20 protein-coding genes are annotated in these 26,860 nt (G+C 70.9%); 8 read left to right on the plus strand and 12 right to left on the minus strand.

The window, feature by feature from the left end; translation table 11 throughout:
• Positions 1-21 precede the first annotated feature (21 nt).
• From OG371_RS39920 to OG371_RS39930, 3 genes are all read right to left on the minus strand, one after another.
• Positions 22-3,504 (minus strand): ricin-type beta-trefoil lectin domain protein, encoded by a 3,483-nt coding sequence (locus OG371_RS39920; RefSeq protein ID WP_329061666.1) that lies wholly within the window; start codon positions 3,502-3,504, stop codon positions 22-24.
• Positions 3,505-3,616: 112 nt separating this feature from the next.
• A complete protein-coding gene (locus tag OG371_RS39925; protein WP_329061668.1) occupies positions 3,617-5,029 on the minus strand; it encodes an MDR family MFS transporter in 1,413 nt (470 codons plus the stop codon).
• A 10-nt stretch (positions 5,030-5,039) separates the two neighbouring features.
• Positions 5,040-6,344 carry an alpha/beta fold hydrolase gene (locus OG371_RS39930; protein ID WP_329061670.1) on the minus strand — a complete coding sequence of 435 codons (1,305 nt, stop codon included), beginning with the start codon at positions 6,342-6,344 and terminating at the stop codon, positions 5,040-5,042.
• A 209-nt stretch (positions 6,345-6,553) separates the two neighbouring features.
• Between OG371_RS39930 and OG371_RS39935 the strand changes: the two genes are divergently transcribed.
• Both OG371_RS39935 and OG371_RS39940 read left to right on the plus strand, forming a co-directional pair.
• Positions 6,554-6,823 carry a cupin domain-containing protein gene (locus OG371_RS39935; protein WP_329061672.1) on the plus strand — a complete coding sequence of 90 codons (270 nt, stop codon included), beginning with the start codon at positions 6,554-6,556 and terminating at the stop codon, positions 6,821-6,823.
• 46 nt (positions 6,824-6,869) lie between these two features.
• On the plus strand, positions 6,870-7,247 hold the full coding sequence (locus OG371_RS39940) for a nuclear transport factor 2 family protein (protein ID WP_329061674.1): 378 nt from the start codon (positions 6,870-6,872) through the stop codon (positions 7,245-7,247).
• On the opposite strand, the gene OG371_RS39945 is transcribed toward OG371_RS39940, so the two are convergent.
• Positions 7,215-7,565: an RNA polymerase sigma factor gene (locus tag OG371_RS39945; RefSeq protein WP_329061677.1), complete on the minus strand. Its 351-nt coding sequence runs from the start codon at positions 7,563-7,565 to the stop codon at positions 7,215-7,217. The two genes, OG371_RS39940 and OG371_RS39945, sit on opposite strands and share 33 nt — an antisense overlap.
• 37 nt (positions 7,566-7,602) lie before the next feature.
• Complete coding sequence (locus OG371_RS39950) at positions 7,603-7,725, minus strand: hypothetical protein (protein WP_329061679.1); 123 nt, start codon at positions 7,723-7,725, stop codon at positions 7,603-7,605.
• A 264-nt stretch (positions 7,726-7,989) separates the two neighbouring features.
• On the opposite strand from OG371_RS39950, the gene OG371_RS39955 reads away from it, so the two are divergent.
• From OG371_RS39955 to OG371_RS39965, 3 genes are read left to right on the plus strand one after another with little or no spacing between them, the layout of a single operon-like run.
• Positions 7,990-9,123: a hypothetical protein gene (locus tag OG371_RS39955; protein WP_329061681.1), complete on the plus strand. Its 1,134-nt coding sequence runs from the start codon at positions 7,990-7,992 to the stop codon at positions 9,121-9,123.
• 47 nt (positions 9,124-9,170) lie between these two features.
• A complete protein-coding gene (locus OG371_RS39960) occupies positions 9,171-9,626 on the plus strand; it encodes a MarR family winged helix-turn-helix transcriptional regulator (protein ID WP_329061683.1) in 456 nt (151 codons plus the stop codon).
• Positions 9,623-10,447 (plus strand): class I SAM-dependent methyltransferase, encoded by an 825-nt coding sequence (locus tag OG371_RS39965; RefSeq protein WP_329061685.1) that lies wholly within the window; start codon positions 9,623-9,625, stop codon positions 10,445-10,447. The genes OG371_RS39960 and OG371_RS39965 overlap by 4 nt, the downstream gene beginning before the upstream one ends.
• Before the next feature lie 11 nt (positions 10,448-10,458).
• Here the strand turns inward: OG371_RS39965 and OG371_RS39970 are convergent, their stop codons facing one another.
• The 7 genes from OG371_RS39970 to OG371_RS40000 form a co-directional block, all read right to left on the minus strand.
• Positions 10,459-11,208: a DUF3592 domain-containing protein gene (locus tag OG371_RS39970; RefSeq protein WP_329061687.1), complete on the minus strand. Its 750-nt coding sequence runs from the start codon at positions 11,206-11,208 to the stop codon at positions 10,459-10,461.
• A gap of 54 nt (positions 11,209-11,262) precedes the next feature.
• Positions 11,263-12,120, minus strand: coding sequence for a GH25 family lysozyme (locus OG371_RS39975; protein ID WP_329061689.1), 858 nt, complete (start codon positions 12,118-12,120; stop codon positions 11,263-11,265).
• A 161-nt stretch (positions 12,121-12,281) separates the two neighbouring features.
• Positions 12,282-13,553, minus strand: a complete 1,272-nt coding sequence (locus tag OG371_RS39980; protein WP_329061691.1) for a S53 family peptidase — start codon at positions 13,551-13,553, stop codon at positions 12,282-12,284.
• A 159-nt stretch (positions 13,554-13,712) separates the two neighbouring features.
• Positions 13,713-17,141, minus strand: a complete 3,429-nt coding sequence (locus OG371_RS39985; RefSeq protein WP_329061693.1) for a glycoside hydrolase family 3 C-terminal domain-containing protein — start codon at positions 17,139-17,141, stop codon at positions 13,713-13,715.
• Positions 17,138-21,067: a family 78 glycoside hydrolase catalytic domain gene (locus tag OG371_RS39990; RefSeq protein ID WP_329061694.1), complete on the minus strand. Its 3,930-nt coding sequence runs from the start codon at positions 21,065-21,067 to the stop codon at positions 17,138-17,140. The genes OG371_RS39985 and OG371_RS39990 overlap by 4 nt, the downstream gene beginning before the upstream one ends.
• A gap of 201 nt (positions 21,068-21,268) precedes the next feature.
• A complete protein-coding gene (locus OG371_RS39995) occupies positions 21,269-22,396 on the minus strand; it encodes a S1 family peptidase (RefSeq protein WP_329061696.1) in 1,128 nt (375 codons plus the stop codon).
• Between the two features lie 163 nt (positions 22,397-22,559).
• Positions 22,560-23,222 (minus strand): TetR/AcrR family transcriptional regulator, encoded by a 663-nt coding sequence (locus OG371_RS40000; protein ID WP_329061698.1) that lies wholly within the window; start codon positions 23,220-23,222, stop codon positions 22,560-22,562.
• A gap of 81 nt (positions 23,223-23,303) precedes the next feature.
• On the opposite strand from OG371_RS40000, the gene OG371_RS40005 reads away from it, so the two are divergent.
• The 3 genes from OG371_RS40005 to OG371_RS40015 are packed head-to-tail and all read left to right on the plus strand — an operon-like array spanning position 23,304 to position 26,846.
• Positions 23,304-24,194: an AurF N-oxygenase family protein gene (locus tag OG371_RS40005; RefSeq protein WP_329061700.1), complete on the plus strand. Its 891-nt coding sequence runs from the start codon at positions 23,304-23,306 to the stop codon at positions 24,192-24,194.
• Between the two features lie 32 nt (positions 24,195-24,226).
• On the plus strand, positions 24,227-25,774 hold the full coding sequence (locus OG371_RS40010; protein ID WP_329061702.1) for a flavin-containing monooxygenase: 1,548 nt from the start codon (positions 24,227-24,229) through the stop codon (positions 25,772-25,774).
• Between the two features lie 22 nt (positions 25,775-25,796).
• On the plus strand, positions 25,797-26,846 hold the full coding sequence (locus tag OG371_RS40015; protein ID WP_329061704.1) for a hypothetical protein: 1,050 nt from the start codon (positions 25,797-25,799) through the stop codon (positions 26,844-26,846).
• Positions 26,847-26,860 lie beyond the last annotated feature (14 nt).

The following is a 26,860-nucleotide window of genomic DNA, read 5'->3' on the forward strand; positions in this document are numbered from 1 at the left end:
GGTTCTAACCGTCATAGCCACTCACGAGTCCTTGCCCAGGTGGAACTGCTGAGCCGCGGTCTGGTTGCAGTCGTGGATCTGCAGCCGGTCGCCCGCGGTACCGGCGTTGTTCGGATCGTCGAGGCAGCGGCCGGACTGGGGGTTGAGCAGTGAGCCGTCCGCCTGCGTGACCCAGGTCTGCGCGCCGGAGGTGTTGCAGTCCCAGAGCTGCACCGGGGTGTTGTCGGCGGTGAGTCCGTTGTTCACGTCCAGGCATTTGCCCAGCGCCCGCAGAGTGCCGTCGCCGGGCGCGGACCAGCGTTGGGCGTCACTGGTGTTGCACCGGTAGAGCTGCACCGCGGTGGCCGACGCCGGGTCCGCGTCGGCGACATCCGCGCACTGCCCGCCCGGGCCGCTGATCTGCGCCGGCGGGAACCGCCAGACCTGGGTGGCCGCGGTCGAGCAGTCGGCGAGCTGGGCCGTGCCACCGGCGGGAACGTTCAGGCAGCGGCCGGACTGCGGGTTCACCAGCGTGCCGTTCGCCCGGAGTTTCCAGGACTGCGAACCGGTGGTGTTGCAGGTGTAGAGCTGGACCGGGGTGCCGGCGGCAGTGCCGCCGTTGGCCGCGTCCAGGCACTTCCCGAGCATCTTGACCGCACCGGCGGCCGGCGGGGTGACGAGCTGGCCCGCGGAATGGTCACAGGCCTGCAGCTCGATCGGCTGGTTGTCCGCGGAGGTCCCGCCGCGCACGGCCAAGCATTCGCCGCCCGAGCCCAGGACTTCACCCGACGGCGGGTTGCCCGCCGCGCTGCCCGTCAGGGTCACGGTGTGCGCGCTGCCGACCGGCAGGCTCGCCGTGTTGACGGTGACCGTGCGGGAGTCGGCGTTGTAGGCCCACGCCGTCTCCGGCAGCTGAGTGCCGTCCACCGAAACCGCCGTCGGCGCAACGGTATTGCTCAGCCGCAAGGTGTACGCGCGGGCGGTCGCGGCGCCCGGATAGGTGCCGGCCGTGGCCCCGACGGTGAGTGCCCGGCCGGCGTCGTTCCAAGTGACCGGTGTGGTGGCGGATGGGCCCGTGCCTTCGCCGGAATCCTGGTACAGCGAGAAGTTCCCGTTGGCGCCCGCCGAGACGGAGAGCGTGAGCTGGGTCAGCGGCTGCTGCTGGTTCTGCGTGTAGTCGGTGCGGGTCGGCAGGATTCCGCCGGACTTCACCAGCACCGGCATGCTGGTCAACGGCGCCGTGATCGTCGTGGTCGAGGGGCCGGTGTAAGTCGTGCCGGTGAAGTAGTCGGTCCAGGTGCCCGGCGGGATCCAGGCGCTCACCGAGCCGCCGGCGGACGTGATCGGCGCGACCAGGACGTTGCCGCCGTACAGGTATTCCTGCGGGTGGGTGTAGGCGTCGTTCTGCGCCGGGTAGTCAAGGTAGAGCGGCTGGGTGATCGGGACTCCGGTGGCATTCGCCTGCCGGGCCAGCGTGTAGGTGTAGGGCACCAGCGATTCGCGCAGCCGCAGGAATCGCTCGGCGCTCGCCGCGGCGTCGCCGTTGTAGTTCCACGGCAGCCGGTCGCCGTGGTCGGAGTGCAGGCGGTCGACCGGCTGGAACGTGCCCAGCTGCACCCAGCGCGCGTACAGGTCGTCGGGCAGGTGGCCGCCGTGGAAGCTGCCGATGTCGTGGCTGACGTTGACCAGCCCGGCCGCACCCTCGTCCGGGGTGAACCGCGCCTCGAACGCGAGCATGTCCCAGGTGGCCGGCGTGTCCCCGGTGAACTGCACGGTGTTGCGCCGTTCCGACCACGGGCCGCTGGGGTACGAGCTGTGGATGCCGCCCTGCTCGGCGCCGCCGGCCCGGGCGAAGGAGAACCCGCGCAGGCCGCGCGCCCTGGCGTCGTCGGCGTACGCCTGGTTGATGAAGTTGTCCGCCCCGACGTGGGGATCACCGGCCCGCGACGCGCCGCAACCCGTGCAGTAGTCCAGCCACCACTCACGAACCCCTTGCTGCTCAAAGGAATCCTGCACACCGAGGTACGACTTGAGGTGCGCGGGATTGGTCCAGTCCCAGCTGTAGGTGTTCCCGCCGTTGTCCAGCAGCCCGCCGGCCTGGGCGTTGGCGGCGGCGAACTTCTGGTCGTCGCCCGCGATGGACGGGTGGATGTTCAAGGACACCGAAAGGCCCTGCAGCTTGGTCCAGTCCAGGAAGGCCTGCGGGTCGGGGAACAGCGCGGGGTTCCAGTTCCAGCCGTTCCACTGCGACGGCGACTTCCAGTCCGTGTCGACCACGAGCCAGTCGATCGGCGTGAAGGTGGAGCGGAACGCCGGCAGCAGGGTGTTCTGGTAATCGGCGGTGGTGTAGGCGAAGTACCGGGAGTACCAGACCCCGTACGCGGACTGGGGAAGCAGGTCGGCGCCGCCGCTGAGCGCGTTGAGGTCGGCGAGGCCCTGCTTGTAGTCCTGGCCGTAGCCGAACAGGTAACCGTCCTGATACGGCTGGGCGCCGTGGGCCGGGCGGTCGGTGATCGACCGGTCGGCGTTCAGCAGCGCGGTCCGGGTGTCGTCGAGCAGGTACCAGCCGTCGCGGTCCAGGATGCCCGGGTGCTCCGGCGTGGGCACGGCCTCGGGATTGTCCAGCGATCGGTCCCAGCCGCCCAGCACGTTCTTCGGTCCCGCGCCGTACCCGGTGCTCAGCAGCGTCTCGTCCGCGCCGGGGAAGGCCGCGCCGGTGGAGGTCACCGCGACGCTGTCGAGGTTGACGTTGCCGGAGGCGCCTTGATCCTGCGCGATCCGCACCGAGTGGGTGCCCGCGCCGAGGCTGATCGCGGCCGAGACCGTCGACCAGGTGTCCCAGGAACCGGTGGGCGGCAAGGTGAGCGTGGGTCCGGGCGCCCCGTCCACAGTGGTCGCCAGCGTCCGGGTTGTGGTCTGGCCGTCACCGCCGGCCGCGTTGGCGTACCGCACCGCCAGCTGGTAGGTGCCCGTTGCCGGGATCGCCGACACCTGCTCGGTCAGGCTCGAGCCGGTGGAGGTGAACCCGGCGAGGAAACCCGAGCCGGAATAGCCCTGATGGTCGTACGCGGTGGAGGCCGTGCCGCCGAGCAGGCCGTTCTCCGCCTGGCAGGCGGTGCCGAAAGCGCAGTACGACGGGAAAGCCGGTGCCCCGGTGACGTTCGTGCCCGCGAGCTGGACCGAGGTGTTGGCCGCGGTGAACGGGCCGCTGCCCTGCCGGTAGCGCACGGTCACCCCGACGGTGTGGATCTCGCGCACGCCGTTCGCGACGTCCGTGGTGAACGCGGGCACCGGCAGGTTCCGGGTAAGCGCGGTGAAGGTGGCTCCGTCCTGGAACTGGTCGTCGCCGGCGTACTCCAGCCGGATCAGCGTCGGGGTCAGCACCTCGAACCGGGCGTGCCCGTCGGTGACCACGTTCGACGCGGCCTGGGCGGCCGGGGTGGCGACGAACGTCGCGGCCGCCACGACAACGGTGGCCAGGATCCCGTGACCCCACGAGCGGATGAGCGAACCGTGTCGCGGCACAAGGCACCCCACTGGATTCGGCGAAGTGAATCAACGGTGAGCGATCACTACGAAGATGAACCTTGTCCGGTGGACATCGCATCCGCCGAACGAACCAACCCGGGACGCGGGATCACCCCTGCTCCGAAGTACGAAGCGGGGTTTCCCGAATCGCCCACGCCGCCGCGAGGGCCAGCAGGCTCAGGACACCGGCGACCACGAAGATCCGCGACACCCCGGTGACGACGCCCTGCGCGTCGCCAGTGCCGCCGGCCGTCAGCAGCGCTCCGAACACCGACGTGCCGAGCGCGCCGCCGATGGTGCGGAACATGGTGGTGTTCGCCGTCGCCACGCCGATTTCGCCGATGGCCACGGTGTTCTGCGCGATCAGCGTCATCATCTGCGTGCTGAGGCCGAGCCCGAAGCCGATCAGCACCAGCGCGCCGCTGGTGATCCACACCGAGGTGCCGGCGTGCAGCGTGGCGAGCACACCGCACCCGATGGCCAGGCAGAGCGTGCCCACGATCGGGAAGACCCGGTACCGGCCGGTCCGGCTGCTCAGGCGGCCGGCCACCTGGGACGCGATCACCACGGCCAGGGTCATGGGCAGCAGCAGGATGCCCGAGCCGGACGCCGTCGCGCCCTGCACGTTCTGCTGGAACAGCGGGACGAAGGTGATGGTGCCGAAGCTGACGACGCCGACCACGAAGATGATCGCCGTCGTCGCCAGGATGTTGCGCCGGGCGAACAGGCTCAGCGGCAGGATCGGCTCGCGAGTGCGGCGCTCCACCAGCACGAACGCGATCAGCGCGACGACAGTGACGACGGCCAGCAGGCCCGTGGGCCCGGCCTGGCCGATCGTGGTCGTCAACAGGAGCAGGCTGGTCACCGCGGCCGTGAGCAGGAACGCGCCGCGCAGGTCGAGGTGGACCTCGCGGTGCGGCACCGGTGGCACCACCAGGACCAGCGCGGTCGCGGCGATCACCACCAGGCCGAGCGGGAGGTTCAGGTAGAAGTTCCAGCGCCAGCCCAGCAGCGAGGTGACCACGCCGCCGAACAACGGCCCGCCGATCTGCCCGGCGGCCATCACGCTGGCGGTCATGCCCTGGTACCGCCCGCGTTCACGGGGCGGCACGAGCACCCCGATCAACGACAGCGCGCCGACCGCGAGACCGCCGCCGCCGAGCCCCTGAACCGCCCGGAAAGCGATCAGCTGAGCCATGTTCTGCGCGAATCCGCAGGCCACGGAGGCGACGGTGAACAGGACCAGCGCGCTGAGGTGGACCCGTTTGCGCCCGTAGAGGTCACCGAGCTTGCCCCAGATCGGCGTGGAAGCCGCGGTGGTGAGTGTGTAGGCCGTGACGACCCACGCGAGGTGGCTCAGGCCGCCGAGTTCGGCGACGATCGTGGGCATCGCGGTGCCGACCACGGTGTTGTCGAGCATCGCGAGCAACATCGAGAGCAGCAGGACGCCGAACGCGACCCGGAGCCGCTTCGGGCTCATCGGCGGCGCTGCGGTTTCCCGCTGGAGCACAGGAACGGACATGGTCCCCGCCTCAGTTCGTGACGTCGAGGCCGAGCACCACGTCCGCGGTGCGGTCCGGCTGCTCGAGCTGCGGCTGGTGACCGGCCTCCCGGATGACGGTGAACTTCGCGCCCTCGTCGTGCTCCCCCGCGAACGACGCCGCGTACGCCCGGCCGTAGGCGACATCAACGATCCCGTCGCTCTCGCCCCAGGCCACCCGCACCGGCAGCCGCACGGATTCGAGCCGCGCCCGCAGCTGCGGGTCGTGCATGTACGGGTTGCCGGCGTAACGGTCCAGCGCCGCGGCGTTGTCCTTCATCGCGGCGAGCCGCCCGGGCGGCATGGTGGCCGGGTCCATCCGAAAACGGTCGGGGTCGTGGAACACCAGGTCCGCCAGCCGGCCCGGCGGCTCCGCGGAAATGTCGGTGATCGGGTGCCTGTCGACGGTGATCCCGACCGCGTCCAGCAACACGAGCCCACCGACCCGTCGAACGCCTTCGGGCTCGGCGTCACGGGCTTCCTGCTCGTCGACCCCCATCCGCGCCGCGATCCAGCCGCCCACCGAGTTGCCGGCGACGAGCACGTCACGCAGGTCGAGTGCCTCGATGAGCCGGCGGAACGCGCGGGCGATGTCCGCGACGTCGCGCACCTGCTCGGAACCGGGTGTCCCTTCGAACCCGGGGACGACCGGCGTGAGCACCCGGACCCCGCGCGCGGCGAGCGCGGCGGCCAGCCCGGCGACCGACGCCGGGCCCGCGCCGCCGTGGACCAGCAGCACCGGCCGTCCACTGCCGTGGCTCTCGACCCGGACCACCAGATCGTCGTCGAGCCGGTGGTCTTCGATCTCCGGTTCGGAGGGCGTTTCGGGATCGTCTTCGGCGTAGGTGGTCGCGGCCTCGGTCTGGTAGTTCCCCATGATCTCGGCGAGCTCCTCGCCGTTCGCCGGCCGCCCCGCCTTGGCCGCGAAGTCCCGCAGGTCCCGGAAATACTGGACATACAGGTCCGGGGTGAAGGTGTTCAGCATGACCGCCGGCTCGTCACCCGGGTTGGCGAAGGTGTGCGGCGCCCCCGGCGGGACCATGACCAGGCTGCCGGGCGCGGCGTCGTAGGAGTCCTCCCCCACGGTGAACCGGACCGTGCCGCGCACGACGTAGAAGCCTTCGTCGTGCGCGGCGTGCCGGTGCTGCGGCGGACCGGTCACGTGCGGGGCCACGACGATCTCCCCCAGCCCCAGTCGATGGCCGGTGGTGCTGCCGTCCTCGAGGATCCTCAACCGGATCGGCCCGGTCAGGGTGATCTCGCCGGCTTCCGGCCCGACGATCGCGATACGCGTCACGTCTGCTCCTTCATGAGAGTGAACTTGCATGGAGAGACTACGACCCAACGTCTGATGTATGCAAGTCCACTCTCATAACAGTGGGGTACTCTCGTCGGGGAGCGCCTCAGGCGACGGGGAACGTGGCGCCGATCCCCATGCCGGTGATCCACTCCGGCACCGGCTCGTAGCTGGTCCACACCAACGGCGCGTACTCCCTGTTCGAGTACGTGGTGCCGCCGGACCTCGGCGGCCCGCCGACCCACATCCACAGCCGCGAGGACGAGCTGTTCACCCGCGTCCAGGGCCGGGTCGAGGTCGAACTCGACGGCACCCGGCACGTGCTCGGCCAAAGCGATTCGCTGCTGATGCCTCGCGGCGTGCCGCACGTGTTCCGCAATCCGTTCGACGAGGAAGCGCGCGTCATCGCCGTGGTTTCGCCGCCGGGCTGGAGAACTGCCACCGAGCGCTGTCCGAGCTGCCACCCGGGCGCGACATGAAACCGGTGGCGGAAGTAATGGTCCGCTACGGGCTTTCGCTGCAGAAATGACGGATCACGAAGACATGGTGCGCGCCATGTGCGCGGCCGTCGACGCCGGTGACGCCGAAGCGTTCGGCGCCTGGTTTGCCGACGACGCCACGTACACCTTCGGCAATGGCGGGACGCTGGTCGGCCGCGAAGCGATCGTCGCGGCCACGGCCGGCGCTGCCGGGGCCCTGCCCTGGGTGCGCCACGTCGTCGACCAGGTCGCCGACACCGGCGGCGGTCAGCTGTTCTGCCGGTTCACCATCAGCACGGCGGCTCCCGACGGCGCCGAGCTGGCCCTGCCGTGTGTCACGGTCATGTGGCTGGACGGGGCGCGGGTGACCGACTACCGCGTCCACCGGACCTCACGCCCGCTTCGCCTTGGCCCCGGGGACTGAACGAGGGCCGCGGCGGAGGCGGTCGAGACCGGTCAGGCAGCCGCCGACGGGCTTGCTCAGCACCCGGACGAACCCCTCCCCGGCAGCGCCCCGCTGCCCCGCGTGCCACACCTGGCAGAACACGGCGATCACCACGTCGTCGGCCAAGGCCCCGTCGCCGACGCGCGAGCGCACGATCCACAGCACCGCCGCGCTGTAACGGGTGACCAGGACTTCGAACGAGTCCAGGTCACCCGTCGCGGCTCTCGCGAACAACGCGTTGTCATCCTGCGCCCGGAGAACAGCGTCCGGCGGGCGGCGCACGACGCTTTTCACCACCAGGTCCACCTCGTCATCACCCCTCGGCCGGAATCGGCTAGAACGAGAATGCCGCCCAGAGCATCGCCCACGCGACGACGCAGACGACCACCACCACGGCCACGATGTCGACGGCACCGCGGAGGAACCGCCGAAATGCCGGCACACTGCGAACATTCATTTCAACTCCCCTTCCCTGGCCTTACGTGATGATCGAACGTTACCCCGAGCTCGCACAAAGTCATTGCTCATACGGGGGTCACCCGCGAAGGGGACCCAGGACCGTAATCTCGCGGTGAAACGGTGAAAAACGCACCGGAACCGGTCGGATTGTGACGCGATAGACTCCCCGGAAAGTGTTTCCCGAACGCCTCAAGTAATAGTAAAAACAGCTTCGGCCACCACAGCGCACCCGAGACCGGAGCCTCGTGGTCTACTGCGCTTCGTGTCGCTGACTTCGGAACTGGCCGATCCCGCGAGCGCGCTCACCTCCTGGTGCGCGCGCGTCTTCACCGGCACCCCGGCCGTCGCGGCGGAGGTCGCCCGGGCGGTCCGGGATGTCAAACCGGTCCGCCCCGTCGGACGCGACGTCCCGCGACGGCATTGGGCGGAGATCGGCGGGGCCTTCGGGCAGCGGGTGGCCGACCTGGTGCAGCCCGCGCCGCCGTATTACGCGCTGCTCGGCCTGGTCGGCGCGCAGTGGGCCACCGGTGACTGGGCGCACCGGCAGGCCGCCGCCTACCCGACCCATCGCGATCTGCCCGAGGAATACCGCGCGCGGGCGCTGTTCGTCCGGCCCGCGGCGACCACCTGGCTCGACCTCGGCGACCCGTTCCCGGCCGCCGTCGAGGTGCCCGACACCGAAGCAGTCTTGGGCGAGCTGCTGGAACGCTCGCGCGGCTACCTCGCCGAGCACGCGCCGTCCGGCACACTCGCCCAGCCGGGCGCCGAAGCCGGGCTGGCGCGCACGAACTGGGTGCTCTCGGCGTGTGAGGACATCTACCGCTCCGGCGGCATCGACCCCCGCCTCGCCCGCGCGGTCGACGGCGGCGCCCCGACCGTCGACCTCCTGCGGGGGCTGGCCGGCGAGGACCAGGTGGCCGAGCTGGTGCAGCTCGCCCAGCGGCTGCACGAAAGCGGCGCGCTCTGGGAGCTGCGCTCGCTCGCCGGGAACCCGCCCGAAGGCCGTCAGCTCGGCATCGCGGGCCCGACCATCGTGCCCGGCTGGGCCGACGGCGACATCCTGCTCGGCGCCATCGACCCGGAAACCGGCGTCGACGAGCGGGGCACGACCCTGGTGGACGTCAAAACGGTCGCCACCGTCCGCGATCCCGACCGCGTCGCGTGCTGGCTGTGGCAGATCCTGCTCTACGCCTGGCTCGACACCAGCGGCCTGTACGACATCCGCCGCGCGGGCCTGCTGCTCGCCCGCCACGGCACCCTGATCACCTGGCCGCTCGACGAGCTGGCCGGAAAGCTGCTCGGCGGCCCGGAAACCACGGAGTACCGGCGCGACGAGGCCCGCGAGATCGTCGGCCGGATCCTGGCGTCGGTGGGCCTGGAGCTGCCGCCGGTCTAGCGTTCAAGGCATTGACTGTTAGGTCATTAATGATTAAGGTCCTCAGTATGGAGTACGCCGAAGGGCCTCTCGACCGGCTCAGGATCATCCACTGGGCCCAGGTGCAGGCGGGCCAGGAGTGGATTCGCACCCGCGGGCTCAGCCTGCAGCAGGCGTTCGTGCTGAGTCACCTCGCGGAGCACCCCGGCGCCATCCAGCGCGACATCGCCGAGGCGACCCGGACGAGCGCGGCCAACGTCTCCGGTGTCCTGCGCGGCCTCCAGGCCCACGACCTCGTCGAACGCCGTTATGAGGACGGCGACGAACGCAGCAAGCGCGTCTTCGCGACCGACGCAGGGGTCGAGCTCATCGCCGGGCGCGACGAGGCGATGGCCGCGGTGGACGAATCGATCCTCGCCCCGCTCACCAAGCCCGAGCGGGCTGCTTTCCACCAGCTGCTCGGCAAGATCACCGCCGGCTTGCCGGACCCGGGCAAGCAGAATCCGCGGAAGGACCCCCCGTGACGACAACGGAAAACCCGCTGCTGACGATGATCCGCGAGGTCTGCGCCCTCGGCCGCGTCGAGTTCGAGCGGCCGCACACCGCCGAGGGCGATCCCGGCGCCGGCCGCGCGCTCGTCCGGGGGCTGCGAGCGGTGGACCCGGGCGGCGAGCCCAGTGACATCTCCCTGTCCCTCGGCCTGCTGGCGCCCCGCGCGCCGTACTTCGACCGGCTCGTGCTGGCCGCCATCGCGGCGCAGGTCCCGCAGGTGGTCAACCTCGGTGCCGGTTACGACGACCGCGCGCTGCGGTTCCGGCGCTCCGGGGTGACGTTCTTCGACCTCGACCGGCCCGGCATCATCGCGGACAAGGTCCGCCGGCTCGCAGCGACGGGCACCGACACCAGGCACCTCATCCCGGTCGGGCTGGACTTCCGGACCGACGACGTCGCCGAAGCGCTCGCCCGCGCGGGCCACGACGCCACCCGTCCGACCCTCTTCCTCGCCGAACACCTCGCCCTGTTCCTCGAACCGGACGACGTCCTCGCACTCCTGGCGGGGCTTTCCGCCCGCGCCGCCGAAGGCAGCACGCTGGCCCTCACCGCCGAGGTGCACCCCGAGGGTCTCGATTCCGATCGGGTTGTCTCCGTTGTGGATCAGGAGATGTTCGGCGGCGGCGGACCGCTGCACACGATCCAGGCCCGCGACGCCTGGCTGGCGCTGTTCGCCAAGACCGGCTGGACGGTGGAGGACCCCGACGAGGTGACGGCGGTCGGCCACTTCGCACTGCCTGTGGGCGGGCAGGTGGTCCAGATCCAGACGCAGTTCCTCACGGCGACCTGCTGAACCGGGCTCGGTCAGTGGCCGGACCGGCCGAACAACCCGGAGAACTGCCGCTCGGCCTCGTCGAACTGCTGCTGGGTGAGACGGCCGTCGCGGACCATCGCGCGCAGCTGGTCCAGCGCGGTGTCCAGGCCGTGGGCGCTGGCTTCGTGGATGTGGGAGGCGAGGTCGCTCGCGACACCGTCGGACCCCGACACCGTCGTCGTGGTGAACACCGACGCACCCTTGGACGAGGTTTTCCCTTGCTGCCGGAACATCTCGTCGATCCAGGCCTGCCGCTTGCGGCCCGCGCGCCGGGCCAGGTCGACGGCCAGCGCGGTCAGGTCGTCGGCCACCACTGCCTTCGCCGGGTCGGCCAGGTCGTACGCGATCGTGGCGGGAGTGCCCGCGGGCAGCGCCGCCGTGGTGCGCTCGACCGCGCGGATCGGCGTGCCGGCCGACCGCGACTCGAAGGTCAGCTTCCGCACCGCGTGCCCGTTCACCCTGGTCCCGGTGTACGACACGTCGACCAGCAGGGCGGGCACCCGCGAACCGGTGTCCAGCAGCCGCCGGCGAGTCCGGGCCGCGGCCCGCCAGCGCACGAGCAACGTCGCCGTCGTGCCCACGATCCCCACCGCGACCAAGCCGAAGCCGGCCGTCAACACCAGCAGCACCGGCTCGGGCGTGATCAGGTACGCGCGGCCGAACACCAGCGACAAGGGCGCAGACCACACCAACTGGACAAGCAGGACCACCACAACGATCCAGCGGGTGCTACGCGGCATGAAGTGAATTTAGCCAGCCCAGCGCCCGAGTCAATCGGCCGGTCGGACGTCTCCTCAGGCCGCGGCCGCGGACGGGCCCGCGGCCAGCGCCTCGACCCGGCCCATCGGCCCGTTGTAGTAGTTCTGGTCGCCGGGCAGGCTGCCCGAGCGCGAGAACTGCCAGATGCTCTGCTTGTCCCAGCCGGCCGGCAGCTCCCCCACCTGCGGCGCGTAGCGGGCGAGCCACAACGGGTCGGTGTTGCCGAAGCGGCTCGTGTTGCCGGTGCAGAGCTTCCACCACGCGGTGCTGGTGTAGATCAGCGCGCTGCGTTTCTCCTTGGCGAGGTAGGTGCTGGTGAAGTCGGCGATCCAGTTCGTCATGTCGGCCGGGTTCTTGCCGTAACAGGAGTCGCCGTACGGGTTGTACTCGAGGTCGACCGCGCCCGGCAGCGTCTTGCCGTCGCCGTTCCACCCGCCGCCGTTCGCGATGAAGTACTCGGCCTGCTGCGCGCCGGTGGAGACGTCCGGGCGGGCGAAGTGGTAGGCGCCGCGGATGATCCCAGCAGCGTGCGCGCCGTTGTACTGCCCGCCGAACTGCGGGTTGACGAACCCGGTGCCCTCGGTGGCCTTGACGTAGGTGAACCGCGCGCCCGAGCCGCTGGCCGCCGCCCAGTCGACCGGGCCCGTGTGCCCGCTGACGTCGTGGCCCAGGGTCTGGTCGCCGGTCACGTCCGCGCGCGCGGTGTCCGGTCCGCCGTGCACGCCCTCGTGCGCCTCGATCTGTGAGCCCGCGTAGTTCCCGGCGGCCTGCGAGTAGTCGGCGGCGGCCGCCGTCCCCGCGGTGATCAGCCCCCACGGCAGCGCGGCGACGGCCGCGAGCAGCAGCCCGGTCCGCCACCGTCGGCTCCGCTCGTTTCCCGGCAGTTCAGGCATTCCGGCTCCGATCTCGGCACTGGCAGGTCCGGTGATCATGGTGCCTGCGCTGTACCGCCCCCGCTCGTCCGCCGTCACCCGTTCGTGGTCAGCCGGACGAGAACGGGGCCGCCGGACCAGGTCGTGCCCAGTCCGGCGGCCCCGCGGAAAACCCCGGTGGCTCAGCCGATCTGCTGCACCAGCGCCGGGACGAACTTGGCCGCGTCGAGGGTGCCCCAGCCCGACACGATGTCGAAGCCCTTGCCCGCCGTGTAGCCGTCCACGCCGTCCGTGGCATTGCTGCCCGAGGTCACGTCGACGATGCCGTTCGCTGTCGCGCCGGCGCCGATCTTGTACAGCGCCGGGTTGATGAAGCCCAGTCCCTTGCCCGCCTTCTGTGAGGCGAGCGCGACCACCGCGGCGAACAGCGGCGAGGACTGCGAGGTGCCCGACGTGCCGAGCAGCGAGATGTCCGGCAGCGATCGCCCGGTGGCCTTGATGGTCTGGTCCACGTCGGCCTGCCAGTCCGGCGCGGGGTACTCGTGCGACACGCCGCCGCCCGAGAGCGGCCACACAGTGTCAGGCGAGGTACGGGCGCCGGTGGAATCGGTGTGCAGCACCGTGCCGCCGACGGCCGTGACGTAGGAGTTCGCGGCCGGGAAGCTCACGACCTTCTTGCCCCACGGCGAGTTGTCCTTCTTGGTGCCGGTCGAGCCGTCGTCGCCGGTGGACGCGGTGACCGTGATGCCGGCGTCGGTCGCCTTCTTGAAGTGCGCGTCGAGGCCGTGCAGCTGCGCGGAGCTGTCGAAGTCGTCCTCCGGCGTGCCGAGGCTCATCGAGATGACGTTCGCGGAGTGGTGGTCGGCCAGGTAGTCGATGGCCGTCATCATGTCCGGGAACCCGTCGATGCCCTGGGTCTCCGAGGTCGGCGTGGCGACGACCAGGATCTTCGCCTTCGGCGCCAGTGTGTGGAACATGGCCACGTCGAGGTCGGTCTCGCCGCCCCAGCTCGAGCAGTCGGCGGGCGTGCCGGGGTCGCCGCACGCCGGGACCTTGCCCGCGGGCTCGAGGATCTGCACGTCCGCGGCGGGCAGGTTGTGCGACTTCGAGTAACTGTCTATGTAGGACTTGATGTCCTTGTCCCCGTACGAGACGACCGTCGCCAGCGTGGTGCCGGTGCCGTCGATTCCCTGGTCGTACAACGGTTTCGTGTCGTACGAGGTCTGCAGGCTGTTGCCCGCCGCGGCGAGCGCGCGATCGGTCAGCGCCGCCCGCTCCTGCGGCGACCTCGCCCCGCTCAGCAGCGACGCCGCCGCGCTGAACTGGTGGTGCTTGGCCACCGGCGCCGCGGTCGCCGGCGCCCCGGCAGCGCACAGCGACAGGGCGGCAGCGGCCCCCACGGTCAGCGCGAGTGTCCGGCGCGCACGAGAGTTCTTGCCGAGCTGAGCAGCCATTCTGTTCCTTCCGGCGGCTCCCGCGGGTGCGGGATTTTCGGGGTGTACCACCGGATTAAAACTCTCCCACCCCGCGGCTGCCACGGCCATTGGTCGCGGATGCCCCCAAGCGGTCAGCAAGGGGACGAAGTGGACAGCCCGGCCGGACGGCGCCGGTGCTCAGGCCCCGCTGAACGCCGTCGCGAACACGTGCAGCTGCTTGGCCACCGGCAAGGTCACGAAGGCGACCGGCTTGCCCGCCGTCAGCGGCACCGATGCCGCGTACAGGCTCACCTTCTGATCGTGCGGGTACGTACTCCCCGCCGGCCGGTTCCAGTACGGCGTGGTGGCCACCAGCACGCAGCCGTCGACGGCCTGGTTGGCGTACCAGTCCGCGACGGTCAGCGTCGAGGTGGACGTGGTGCCATCGGTGTACGTCACGGTGACCGGGCCGCTCTGGGTGCCGTTGGTGCCGGCGGCGAGGAAGGACAGCGCCGAGCCCGAGCCGGGTTGGGCGATGCTCTGGCCGGCGGCCGTGACGGTGTCCGGCTGGCCCGCCGCAACGTCCGGCCAGGTGAACGTCGCGGGGCCGGACCGCACCTGACCGCCCGGGGTCACGCCGACGGATGCGAGTGCCTGCGCGGAAAAGCTGAAGCCGGCGCCGTCGAGGTTGCCCGAGGCCGGGTCCGCGTCGTCGGTCACACCGACGTCGGTGTACGCGGCGGCCAGGCTCGGGTACGACACCTGCACGGTCGCCGGCCCGGGGCCGGTCGAACCGCCCGCGTACCGCGTGGTCGCCGTGAAGTTCGCCGGGCCGGGAGCGGCGTCGGACGCGGCGGTCACGGACCACGTCGTCGACACCGTCTGTCCTGATCGCACGGTTGGGAAGTGCGCCGTGGTGCGCGGCGTCGCGGTCCAGCCCTTCGGCGGCGCAAGGCTCGTCACGGCGTCGCGCACCGGCTCGGTCGCGCCGTTGGTGAAGGCGGTGGTCACCGCGAACGTCTTGCCGCCGGTCGCGATCGCCGGCGCGGCCACCTTGGTGAACCGCGGCCCGGACGTCCGGTCGACGCGGAAGCCTCCGGAGAGCGGCAGGTTCCGCGAGGAATCGCCGACGCGGACGGTGTACTGGCCGGCGCCGAGTTCCCACGCGTGCGCGTCGCTGCTCCAGTACGACGCGTCCTGCGCGGTGAGGTCGAACTGCACCCGCTTCGTCTGGCCCGGCTGGAGATCGACCTTCTGGAAGCCCTTGAGCTGGCTGCCCGGCTCGCCGGTGGCCGCGGGGTCGCCCAGGTACAGCTGCGCCACCTCCGAGCCCGCCCGCGCGCCGGTGTTGGTGACGTCGGCGCCGACCTTCAGGTGCCCGTTCTCGCCCATCGTGGTGCCGTCCACCTTCAGGTTCGAGAACCGGAAACTGGTGTAGGACAAGCCATAACCGAACGGGTAGAGCGGGGCGAGCTGCTTCTGGTCGTACCAGCGGTAGCCGACGTCGAGCCCCTCCGAGTACTGGACCTTGCCGTCGACGCCGGGCCACTGCTGCGGCGTCGAGGCGGGCACCTGGTCCAGCGACGCCGGGAACGTGACCGGCAGTTTGCCCGACGGCGTGGTGTCGCCGAAGAGCAGCGAAGCGATGGCGTTACCCGATTCCTGTCCCGGGTACCACGCCTCGAACACGCCCTTGACCTTCGACAGCCACGGCATCGTCACCGCGGAGCCGGTGTTGAGCACGACGACGGTGTTCGGGTTGGCCGCCGAGACGGCGTCGATCAGCTGGTTCTGGTCGGCCGGCAGGCTGATGTCGGCCAGATCGCTGCCCTCGGACTCGAAGTCGTTGGCGTAGACGACCGCGACGTCCGACTTCGCGGCCAGCGCGGCCGCCTGCCCGGGCAGGTCCTGGCCCGGCGGAAGCCAGCCGAGCGTGACGGTCGAGTCGCCGCCGCCCTGGTAGTAGTCGACCTCGACCTGCACCGGCCGGCCCGCGGTCAGCGGGACCTGCGCGGTTTTCGTGGCCGCCGCGTGGTCGCCCCAGTTGTCGATCACCTGCTGCCCGTTGACCAGCAGCCTGCTGCCGTCGTCACTGGTCAGCCCGAGGGTGTACGTGCCGGTCGCGGGCGGGGTGAGCGTGCCGGTCCACTTGGTGGAGAAGTTCGTCGCGGGCAGGCCGGGCGCGGGCGTCGTGCCGGTCCAGGTGAAGTCGACCTGCGGGTCGGTCCGCGTGACAGCGGGGGCACCGGACGAGTCCGTGTTCGGGTAGTAGTCGCCCTGCAGGCCGTGGCCGGTGCCGGACGGCGGCGTCAGGTAGTTGCTTTCGATCGCCGGGAGCGCGCTGCCCTGGCCGAGGTTGCCCTGCGCGTAGTCCACGGTGACGCCGGATCCGGCGCGCGCCTTGATCCCGTCGAACGGCGTGACGGTGCCGGTGCCCGCGATGTGCGCGCTGCCGCCGCCGGAGCTGAGCGTGTTCTTGCCCGCGCCGTCGCCGATCACCGCGATGGAGTGCACCTTCGCCGGGTCCAGTGGCAGCACGCCGCCGTCGTTCTTCAGCAGCACCGTGCCGTCCTCGGCGGCCTTCTTCGCCACGTCGAGGTGGGCCGGGGTCGACGCGGGCGCGCCCGGGGTGTCGGGCGACGGGTGCTCGAACAGCCCGAAGCGGAACTCCTCGCGCAGGATCCGGCCGACCATGTCGTCCAGCCGGGACTGCGGCACCTGTCCATTTTGGACGGCGGTCTTCAGCGCGGTGCCGAAGAAGTCCTGGCCGGGCATCTCCATGTCCATCCCGGCGTTGGCCGAGCCGGCCGCGCTGTGCGTGCCGCCCCAGTCCGAGGTGACGAAGCCGTCGAAGCCGAAGTCCTGCTTGAGGATGGCGTCGAGGTAGGAGTTCTCGCACGCGTACGTGCCGTTGATCGAGGAGTAGGAGCACATCGCCGAGGACGGCTTCGCCTGGTCGACCACCGTGCCGAACGCGCTCGCGTAGATCTCGTGCACGGTGCGGTCGTCGATCACGGCATTGTCGGCGGTGGTGTTGCGGCTGGTCTCCTGGTTGTAGACGGCCCAGTGCTTCACCTGCGCCATCACGCCCTGGGACTGCACGCCCTCGATGTCGGCGGCGCCCATCTGCCCAGCCAGGTACGGGTCCTCGCTGTAGGACTCGAACGCCCGGCCCCAGCGCGGGTCCCGGACGATGTTGATGGTCGGGCCGAGGTCGACGTCGACCCCCTTGGCCTTGTCCTCGGCGCCGATCACCGACCCGTAGGTCTTGGCCAGCGAGGAGTCGAACGACGCGGCGACCGCGGACGCGGCGGGCAGCTGCGTGGTGCCGCCGAGGTTCACCCCGAGCGGGCCGTCCTCCATCTTCAGCGACGGCACGCACAGCCGGTCGTTGCCCGCGACGCGGCCGGTGTAGCCGGCGGCCGCGGTCCCGTGCACCATGGTGATCTTCTCGTCGAGCGTCATCTGCCCGAGCACCTGCGCGATCCGGGTGCCGATCGGCGCGGTCGAGCCCACCCAGGGGCAGCCGGCGGAGCCCGGTGCCGGGGGGGCGGCCTCGGCGGTGGCGGGGACGACGGTGCCGGCAATGAGCACGGCCGCAATCAGGGCTGTTGCACGCCGCGTCACGGCGTCACCTCCGCGATCCTCGTATAACTGTTCTGTGCGGCCGAAACGACGATCCGCACCTGGTTCGTGGTCACCGGCGCGCCGAACGGCACCCGCCGGTACACCGACGCATTGCCGGTCACGTGCGCCTGTTCGGCCCACTGCGTGCCGTCCCAGGTCTGCACGGTGAAGTCGGTCGGCACGCCATCGGGGTGGGACGCGAAACCGATGCCGGTCAACGCGGTCGCGGCGGGAGCCGTGACGGTGAGCGTGTCCGGGTAGGCGTTGTCGGTGTCGTCGTTCCAGAAGGTCGCCAGGTCATGGTCGATTGCGTTGGCCGCGACGTACGTCCGCGTCGCGCCGTCGACGGTGTTGGGAGGGTGCTCACTCGACGCGGCTGCCGTGGTGCCGCTCGCCCAGCTGCCGAACACCGGGACGGTCACCGTGACCTTCCCGGTCGCGCCACCCGGTGCCTTCGCCGTGACCGTCACCGGGTACAAACCGCTCTTCGTGCCGGCGGGCACGGTGATCCGGACCGTGGCCGAGGCCGGGGAAGTGGCCGGGGTCAACGGGATCCGGTCCGGCGTCGCCGTCACGGTCCAGCCGGCCGGTACCTGGGCACCGAGCGTCGCCTGACCGGCCGCGGTGGAGCGGCCCTCCAGGACCACGGAGACGTCGCCGCTGCTGCCCGAGGTGATTGCGGCGGGGGTGCCCGCGGTCAGCGCGAGCTGGGTGAACGTCGGCTGTGGCGGGGTGACGGTGAAGGCGTAGTCGCCCGAGCCCACGGTGAGGGTCAGGGTCTGGTCGTCGGCCGGGCCCACGGTGAGCCCGGGGTCGGGCCGGGCGGGGTGGCCGTAGATCGTGCGGCCACCCTCTCGTACCGAGGACTGCTTGCCGCCCAGCAGCGGCAGCTTGATGGTCGCCGTCGCCCCGACGGGGATCGTCGCGCGGTAGGTCAGCGTGCTGCCGTACCGCTGCCACGAGCTTACGATCGTGCCCCGCACCGTCTCCTGCTTCGCCGACGCGTGGGTCAGGTCGCCGGCCACGGCGGGCGCGAGGGTGAACTCACGGTAGCCGGGCGAGCCCGGCTGGATTCCGCCCAGCTGCTGGTAGAACCACTGCCCGATCGCGCCGCCGAGTCCGATGTGGTCTTTCGACGAGGTCCCGTCCGGCGCCGAGGAGTTGTCCCATTTCTCCCAGATCGTGCCCGGGCCCTGGTTTACCATGTAGCCGAAGCTCGGGTAGTCGGTGCGCTGAGCGACTGCGAGCGCGACATCGTCGCGCTGGTAGCGGCCCAAGGCTTGGAACACCAGCGTGGTGCCGACGAACCCGGTGGTGACGTGGTTCTGATGCGCGGCGAGGTCGGCGACGAGCCGGTCCGCGGTGGCCTGGTCCCGGCCGGCCGGGACCAGCCCGAACACCAACGGCAGCGCGTACGAAAGCTGCGTGCCGGTGCCGAAGACTCCGGTGTCCGGGGCGAAGTAGCGCTTGAGGAAGCCTGCCGCGATCTGCCCGGCGAGCGCGGTGTAGTGCGCGGCGTCGGCGGTTTTCCCCAGCGCCGTGGCCATCTTCGCGAGCAGGGTGGTGTCGAGGTAGGAGAAGCCGGTCTGGAAGTAGCTGTGCGGGGTGCTGACCGTGGACAGCCAGTCGTCGCCCCATGAGGTGGGCGCGTTGACCACGATGTGGTCGGCGTCGCTGATCGTGGCGAGGTAGTCGACCCAGGACTTCACCTGCGGATAGTGGGCGGCGAGCAGCCGGGTGGTGCCGTACTGGGTGTAGGAGTCCCAGACGATCTGCGGGTACGCGGTGCCCCACGCCGGGTCGGTGAGCCAGTCCGTGCGGCCGCCGGTGGGCGCGACCGAGGGCAGGCTGCCATCGGCGTTACGGCTCGTGACGATGTCGCCGAGCCATTTGCCGTACAGCGACTGGAGGTCGAAGTTGGCCGTCGCCTCCTGGTCCGAGTCCCCCGCGTCGCCGAGCCAGCCGTGTTTCTCCCGGGTCGGGCAGTCCATCGGCATGGTCTCGAGGTTGTTCAGCTGGGTCTGCGCGACGGCGGCCTGGATCTTGTCGAGCCCCGGGTCGGAGGTGCTGAACGCACCGGTCGACGGCACATCGGTGTGGATCTCCTGCGCGGTCACGGTGAGCACCGCGTCGTCCGGGATGCCGGTCAGCTCGAGGTAGCGGAACCCGGCGTAGTTGAAGTGCGGCCGGTACGTCTCGGCGCCGGCGCCGCGGAAAGTGTAGCGGTCGGTCTGGCGCTGCGTGTCGGTGGCGTTGAAGCTGATGTTCGCGGTGGACACCCGCCCGGTCGGGTCGAGGATCTCGCCCTTCCTCAGCACTGCTGTCGCGCCCGCGGGCTGGGTGGCCTTCAGCGTCGCCTGGCCCGTGCGGTTCTGACCGAAGTCGTAGACGCGCACGCCTGGGGCCGGCCGGGTTTCCTTGACCGGGGCGAAGTCCGCGACCACGCGGGTGGGCGGGGACGGGTCCGCTTCCAGTCGCGTGAGGCCGCTGTCGGTCACCGCCGGGTGCGGCGCGTAGACGCCGATCTCCGCCAGCCGGAAGGTGCAGCTGGTGCCGGCACAGGGCAGCTTCGTCGCGGTGATCCGCACGTACCGGCCCGTGACGTCGGCGGGCAGGGTGACCGGCGCGGTGCCCGGGTTGGCCTGGTCCGCGCCGGTCCGGTCGGCGACCGTCGTCGCGGTGGCGAAGGCCGGGTCGTCGCTGACCTGGACCCGGTAGCGCACCGGGAATCCCGCGCCGACGAGGTCGCCCGCCGGGTCGTTCGCCGGGCGCGCGGGGAACAGCGACACCGAACCCAGCCGCTGCGAGGAGCCGAGGTCGACCTGCACCCACTTGGTGGCGTCCGCGACCGGTCCGATGGCCGAGTGGAAGCCCTCCGACGCGTCGGACGAACCGTCGATGCCGTCCGTGGCTGCCGACGGCGACCAGCCGCAGCACGTGGTCGTGTCCGAGGCCGTGACCGGCCTGCCGGCCGCGAGACTCTGCCGGTGCGAAGCCGGGGCCACGGCATGGGCCGCGGGCCAGGTGCCGGCGTCGAAGCCGGCCGAATCCCAGCCCGGGATTTCCTGACGGGCGTCGTAGGCCTCGCCGTTGTAGAAGTCGTCGGCGGTGACGGGGCCCGCGTGAGTCTTCCAGTCCGGGCCGGTGCCGAACCGCGCGGACGAACCGTCGGTGTAGGTGACGTCGACCTGGGCCACGAGCGTCGGACGGCCGGGGAACTGGCCCTTCCCGGCCATGAACGCGAGCGCGTTGGGTCCGGGCTTGAGCAGGCTCGTGACGTCGAAGCCGCGGTAGAGCACGCGAACGGCGTAGTCCGTAACCGAAGAGTCGAGGACGCGGTCCGGCGCCACCAGCGCGCCGTCGAGGTGCGGCTCGGCGATCCCCTGCGCCCCGAAGTACAGCCGAGCGCGGGCGACCGGCTTGGTGACGTCGAAGCTGCCGCGGACGAGCGCGCCGTAGTCGGCCTGCAGCCACCAGGCGGACCAGTCGGCCGGGTTCAGCAGGCCGGTGTCGAACCGGGAGGGCGCCGACCACGGGGACTCCGCGCCCTCCCGGTTCCACGTCCGCACGGACCACTCGTAGGTCTGGTCGCTCGTCAGCGCCGGGCCGGTGACGTCGATCGAATCGGCCGAAGCGACCCGGCCGGAGTCCCAGTGGCTGCGCGCACCGTCGACGCGGATCTGGTACGCCGTCTGGGCTTCCGCTCGCCCGGTGTCGTTCACGGTCCACGTGAACGTCGGGTGCGGGCTGGCGACGAGCACGTCGGAGGCCTGTCCGTCAGCACGCAGGGCGGTCGGTGCCAGCGGCCGCCCGTGGGCCGTGTCCGGCTCCGCGGACGCGAGTGCGGGCACCGTCGCGGCAACGAGCGCCACGGCCAGCGCGCCGAACCAGACCTGGGCCGTACCCGCGAATCCCGACCGGCGCATGAACGTCTCCCGCCGTTGTCAAAACGTTTCACCCAGCCGGGATCTGTCTACCGCCACCGCGGGGCGGAAAACAACGAACGGGGCCGAACCTGTCCGGATACGGTCAGCGGAACCACCGCATCCGCCGCTTGACAGGGTCCGGCGCTGCGCCGTTCGGCGCAACGCCGGACCCTGGGTCCACTATGGACGATCTCGGGGAGGTCAGCCCGTGACGAGGGACCGGCCGTAGGTCTGCAGGATCTCGTTCACCGGCTGGAACCAGGTGTTGCCGCCGGCGGTGCAGTCGCCGTAGCCGCCCGAGGTGACGCCCTGGGCCTGGTCGCCGGTGATGAAGGAGCCGCCGGAGTCACCGGGCTCGGCGCACACGCTCGTGCGGGTGACCTGGTAGACCGCGCCCTGCGAGTAGTTCACGGTGTCGTTGATGGTCAGCACGGTGCCGCAGTGCCAGTGCGAGGTCGAGCCGGACCGGCAGATCGAGGACCCGACCGGGGCGACCGAGGAGCCGCGGACGATCACGTCGCTGACCGTCCCCCAGCCGAGCACGACCGGGGCGGTCCACCAGCCGTTGCCGATGTTGATGATCGAGTAGTCGTTGCCGGGGAACGAGGAGCCGCCGAAGGTGCCCATCGCCGAGCCGTCCCAGCCGACCACCGAGCTGCCCGCGCTGCCGCAGTGCCCGGCGCTGACGAACCCGCCGTTCACCGAGAACCCGATGGAGCAGCGCGTGTTCCCGTTGATGTAGTAGGGATCGCCGCCGACGGTGCCGGCCGAGAAGGTCTGCGGCCGGGGCTGGGTCGCGACGGTCACCGGCCCGGCCGCGCGGGCGCGGGCGAGGAAGGCGTCGACGTCCGCGCCGTGCGCGCCCGGCTGGAGGCTGACGACCACGCTGCCGGTGCGCGGGTCCGCGCTCCAGCCGCTGACCTGGGCCGGGGCGGGCTTGGTCTTCGTCGAGGCGTCGATGGCCGCCTTCGCCGAGTCCAGCGCCGCCGCGCTGATCCGCGCCGGGGCGGTCTCGGCGCCCGCGCGGTGGACCGCGTCGGCCGCGGCCGGGTTCGTCACCCCGACGACCAGCTTGCCCAGCGCCGGGTCGAACCAGGCGCCGCCGTACGCCGCACCGGCCGCCTGCTGCGCGGCGGGCATCAGCTTCGACGCCGCCAGCTCCTGCGTGAGCCGGGCCTGCGCCTGCCCTGCGCTCAGGCCGAGGTCTCGTTGCATGGCCGCGAGCAATTCGGGCGAGGCCTGCGCGGTGGCGGCTGGCGCGACTACCGCCGCCAGGCTCGCCGTGAGCGCGGCCGCACCGGCCAGTGCCAGGGTGATTCTTCGACGCATCGGAACTCCTCCAAGGTCGGGGGAAAGAAACCCACTGCCCGCCGAGTGTGGGAAGCCGATCGGAACCGGTCCAGCATTGGCCCGCGTTTTGTCTGAAACCTGTCGCTGTGACTACTCCGAGCGTCCACAGGGGAATGGACTTCCGGGCAAAACCGCCGCCCGTTCAGCGGCCGGCGTGGTCCCGGTGGGGACGCAGGGCGCGCACGATCGGCGTCAGGTACAGCTCCGCCAGGCGCCGTCGTTCGGCCGGGGAATCGAGCGGCAGCACGGTCTCGGGCGTGAGCACCAGCGACAGCACGACGCGGACCAGGAGTTCGGCCGCGCTGTCGACGTCGCGGTCGGGCAGGTCGAGGTGGTCCGCGGCGATCTCGGCCCGGATGAGGCCGGCGATCCAGGCCCGGGCCGCGGCCACGACCCCGCCGGCCTGAGTGGTCAGGTGCGGCAGGATCAGCTCCGGCTCGGTGCGCAGCAGCCGGTTCAGCAGCCGGTGCGCGCGCAGGAATTCGAGGCAGAACAACAGGCCCTCGACGAGTTTGTCCTCGGGGCGCGGGTGCTTCGCGACGACCTCGTCGACCTTGGTCAGGAACCGGCGCAGCTCGTGCATCAGCAACGCGTTGAGCAGCTGGTCCTTCTTGGGGAAGTAGCGGTAGATCGTCACCCGCGACAGCCCGACCCGGCGGGCGACGTCGTCGATGGTGAACCGGCGCAGGCCGAAGTCCTCCGCCTGCTCCAGCGCGGCGCCGAGGATGCGTTCGGACCCCTCGTCCGGCAGCTCGCTGGCCCGCGCGCGGCGCAGCAGGTCCTCGCCCGTCCCGTCCACCGTCATGCGAAAAGCCTAACGCCTTTACAGCTTGACTAACATTGTTACATGCGTTCTGCTGTACGGACGCAGCGACGGGAGGCTGAGATGGTGCGAACCGATCGTGAGACCACCGCGAACAGGCTCCTGAAGGCCAGCGCGAACCTGTCGTACGACCCGCACGTGGACATCGACTGGAACGCCCCGCTGGTCGACGGCAGCTTCTTCATCCCCGAGCGCACCGTGTCGCTGTACGGCACGCCGCTGTGGGACCGGATGAGCCACGAGCAGCAGGTGGAGCTTTCGCGGCAGGAGCTGATCAACTCCGTCAGCGTCGGGATCTGGTTCGAGATCATCCTCATGCAGATGCTGCTGCGGATGTCGTACCGCACCGATCCGACCACCGCCCACGTGCGGTACGCGCTGACCGAGATCGCGGACGAATGCCGGCACTCCACCATGTTTTCGATGCTGATCGAGCGGGTCGGCGGCCGGCCATACCGCAACCCGAGGCCGTTGCAGCTCACCGCTCAGGCCCTGCCGCTGATCCTGCGCGGCCCGTCGATGTGGGTGGCGACGCTGATCGGCGAGGAGGTGTTCGACGCCCTGCAGCGCGAGCATCTGAAGGACGAGACCGTGCAGCCGCTGGTCCGCGCGGTGATGCGGATCCACGTCACCGAGGAAGCCCGGCACGTGCGCTACGCCCGCGAGGACCTGCTGCGCCTGCTGGAGCACTCCCCTTGGCCCGCCCGGGAATTCACCCGCGACGTGGTGGCGGTCGGCGCGCTGATGCTGGCCCGGATCCTGGCCCGCCCCAAGCAGTACGCCCGCGCCGGGCTGCCGAACCCGAAGCAGGCCGCGGAGCTGGCCTGGGCCAACCCCCAGCGCCGCGAAACGCTGGCGTCGGGCGCCTCCCGGCTGGTGCGCTTCCTGGAGGAGGCCGACCTCATCGGGGGCCCGAGCAAGAAGCTGTGGCGCGACTCCGGCCTGCTCGCCTGACCATCGCCGGACGCTACCGAGGGAGTACCGCCTTGCCCCCATCACCTCAGCACGAGGTCATCGTCATCGGCGCCGGGTTCGCCGGGATCTGCATGGCCATCCGGCTCCGGAAAGCGGGCGTGCGCGACTTCGTGATCCTGGAGCGCGCCGACGACATCGGCGGCACCTGGCGCGACAACCGGTATCCCGGGGTGGCGGTGGACATCCCGTCGGTGACCTACCAGTTCTCCTTCGCGCAGAACGGGAACTGGCGGCGCGTGTTCGCCAAGGGCGCCGAGGTGAAGGAGTACGCCGACCGCCTGGTGGCCGAGCACGGTCTGCGCCCGCACGTCCGGCTCGGCCAGGACGTGGTCGACGCCGAGTTCGATGCCGAACGGCACTGCTGGGTGGTCCGGACGGCGGCGGGCGACGAGTTCACCGCCCGGTTCCTGGTGTCCGCCCACGGGGTGTTCGGCAAGGCCAACACCCCGGACATCGAGGGCGTCGGCGAGTTCGCCGGCCGGACCGTCCACACGCTGCACTGGGATCAGGACTACGCGCCGCAAGGCGAGCGGGTCGCCGTGATCGGCACCGGGGCCTCGTCAGTGCAGCTGGTGCCGGAGCTGGCCCGGGAAGTCGAACGGCTCGACGTCTACCAGCGCACGCCGATCTGGGTCATGCCCCGGCCCGACCTGAAGCTGTCCCCTCGCGCGCGGACGGTGCTCGACCGGTTCGCCCCGGCGCGCTGGGCGAGCCGCGGCCTGGTCAGCACCGGCATCGAGCTGGCGATGTGGCTCGGCGTCACGAACTACACCCGGCTGCCGTTCCTGACCAAACGCATCGAGAAGCTGTCGCTGCGGCACCTCCGGCAGCAGGTTTCCGATCCGGGCCTTCGGGAACGGCTGAAGCCCGGCTACGATTTCGGCTGCAAGCGACCGGCGCTGTCCAACCATTACTGGAGCTCGTTCGAGAAACACAATGTCGAGCTGGTGACCGACAGCATCAAGCGAATCCACCCGCACGCCATCGAAACCGCGGACGGCACGGTCCGCGAGATCGACACCCTGGTGCTGGCGACCGGGTTCAAGTTCTTCGAATACGACAGTGTGCCGGGTTACGCGGTGCGCGGCGAAGACGGGGTCGATCTGCGCGACTGGTGGGCGGAGAACCGTTTCCAGGCGTACGAGGGCATCACCGTGCCGGGTTTCCCGAACCTGTTCCTCATTCCCGGCCCGCATTTCGCGACCAGCTGGTCGTGGCTGGTGATGGCCGAGAACCAGACCGCGCACGCGCTGCGCTGCATCACCCACGCCCGCGAGCGGGGCGCGACGTACGTGGGCATCCGCCGTCCCGCCCACGACCGCTTTTACCGGGTTATGCGGCGCGGGCACCGGAAATCGTTGTTCACCAGCGCCTCTTGTGCGGATTCGAACACCTATTACCTCGACCGCAACGGCGAGCCGTCGATCGTCCGGCCGCAATCCAGCGCACAGGTGTGGTGGCGGGCCCGCCACTTCCCGCTGGCCGACTACGAATGGCGCAGGCCGGTTCCCGACGGTGCGAAACAGCCCGGGGTCACCGCCTCGAACCGATTGTCGTGATCGGGGCGCTAAAGTCTCCGCGGTGAACTTCAGAACGCACCCGTACCGCACCGTTTCCCTGCTCATCGTCGCTGTTCTGGCGTTCTGGACACTGGTCGCGTACGGCGTGGGTCTGGTGTGGGACAAGGTGTTCGGCCCGCAGGCGCCGACAAGCCTGCCCGCACCGTGGCCGTCGGCGGGCGGCTCGGCCGTGCGCACGGTGCCGCTGCCGACCGGCGAGATGATGGCGGCGTTGCCCTTCCGGACCGCGGCCGACGCGCTCTGCACTGCGATCCCGGAGCAGACTTGGTCGAAGCTGCTCGGCGGCCCGGTCGCGCTTGAGATCGACGGGCAGGGTTCCTGCCACGTCGTCACCGCCACCCTCAGTCTCCGGGCGCACCTGGCCAGTGCGGCCGACGACATCGTGATCGGCGCCCGGCGGCCGGTAACGGTGGCCGGGCACCGGGCCACGCTCACCGGCGACCAAGGGGCGGCTGACGCGAAGCTGTCCGTCACGATCGCCGACGCCGCCCCGACCACCTGGGTCGACCCCGAGCTGACGTTCGCCCTCACCCGGCATCCGGCCGCCGACCCCGACACCGACCTGCTCGCCCTGGTCCAGGGCATCGGGAACGCGGTCGTGCCGGCAGTGACGGCGCCCGGACCGTCGCTGCCCCGGGTCGTCGCGAACGCCCTGCCGCCGCGGCAGGTCAGCAGCGTGCCCGGGATCGGCATCGCCGACAGCGCCTTGCCGATGGCCGCCTGGCAGCTGTGCACCCAGCTCGCCCAGACGCTCGGCCGGCCCATCACCGACACCCAGCCCAGACCCGACGGCAGCTGCGACACCCAGTCCGGCGCCATCCTGGCGAGCGCCTCGTACTCACCGCCGGCGTGGAGCGACAAGGAGCAGAGCTGGCCGGACAGCGTCGCCGGACGCCCGGCCCGCTTCGACGGCACGACCGTCGTGGTCAAACTCCGCGACGACTCGGACCAGTCCGTGCAGATCCGCTACAGCGTCGCCCGGTCGCACAACGAGCGGCAGGATTTGCAGGACTTCGCGGACCGGATGATGCCGCCGTTGCTGGGCCGCTGACCCGACAACGGCGG

This window comes from Amycolatopsis sp. NBC_01480 (genome assembly GCF_036227205.1).
Classification (GTDB): Bacteria; Actinomycetota; Actinomycetes; order Mycobacteriales; family Pseudonocardiaceae; genus Amycolatopsis.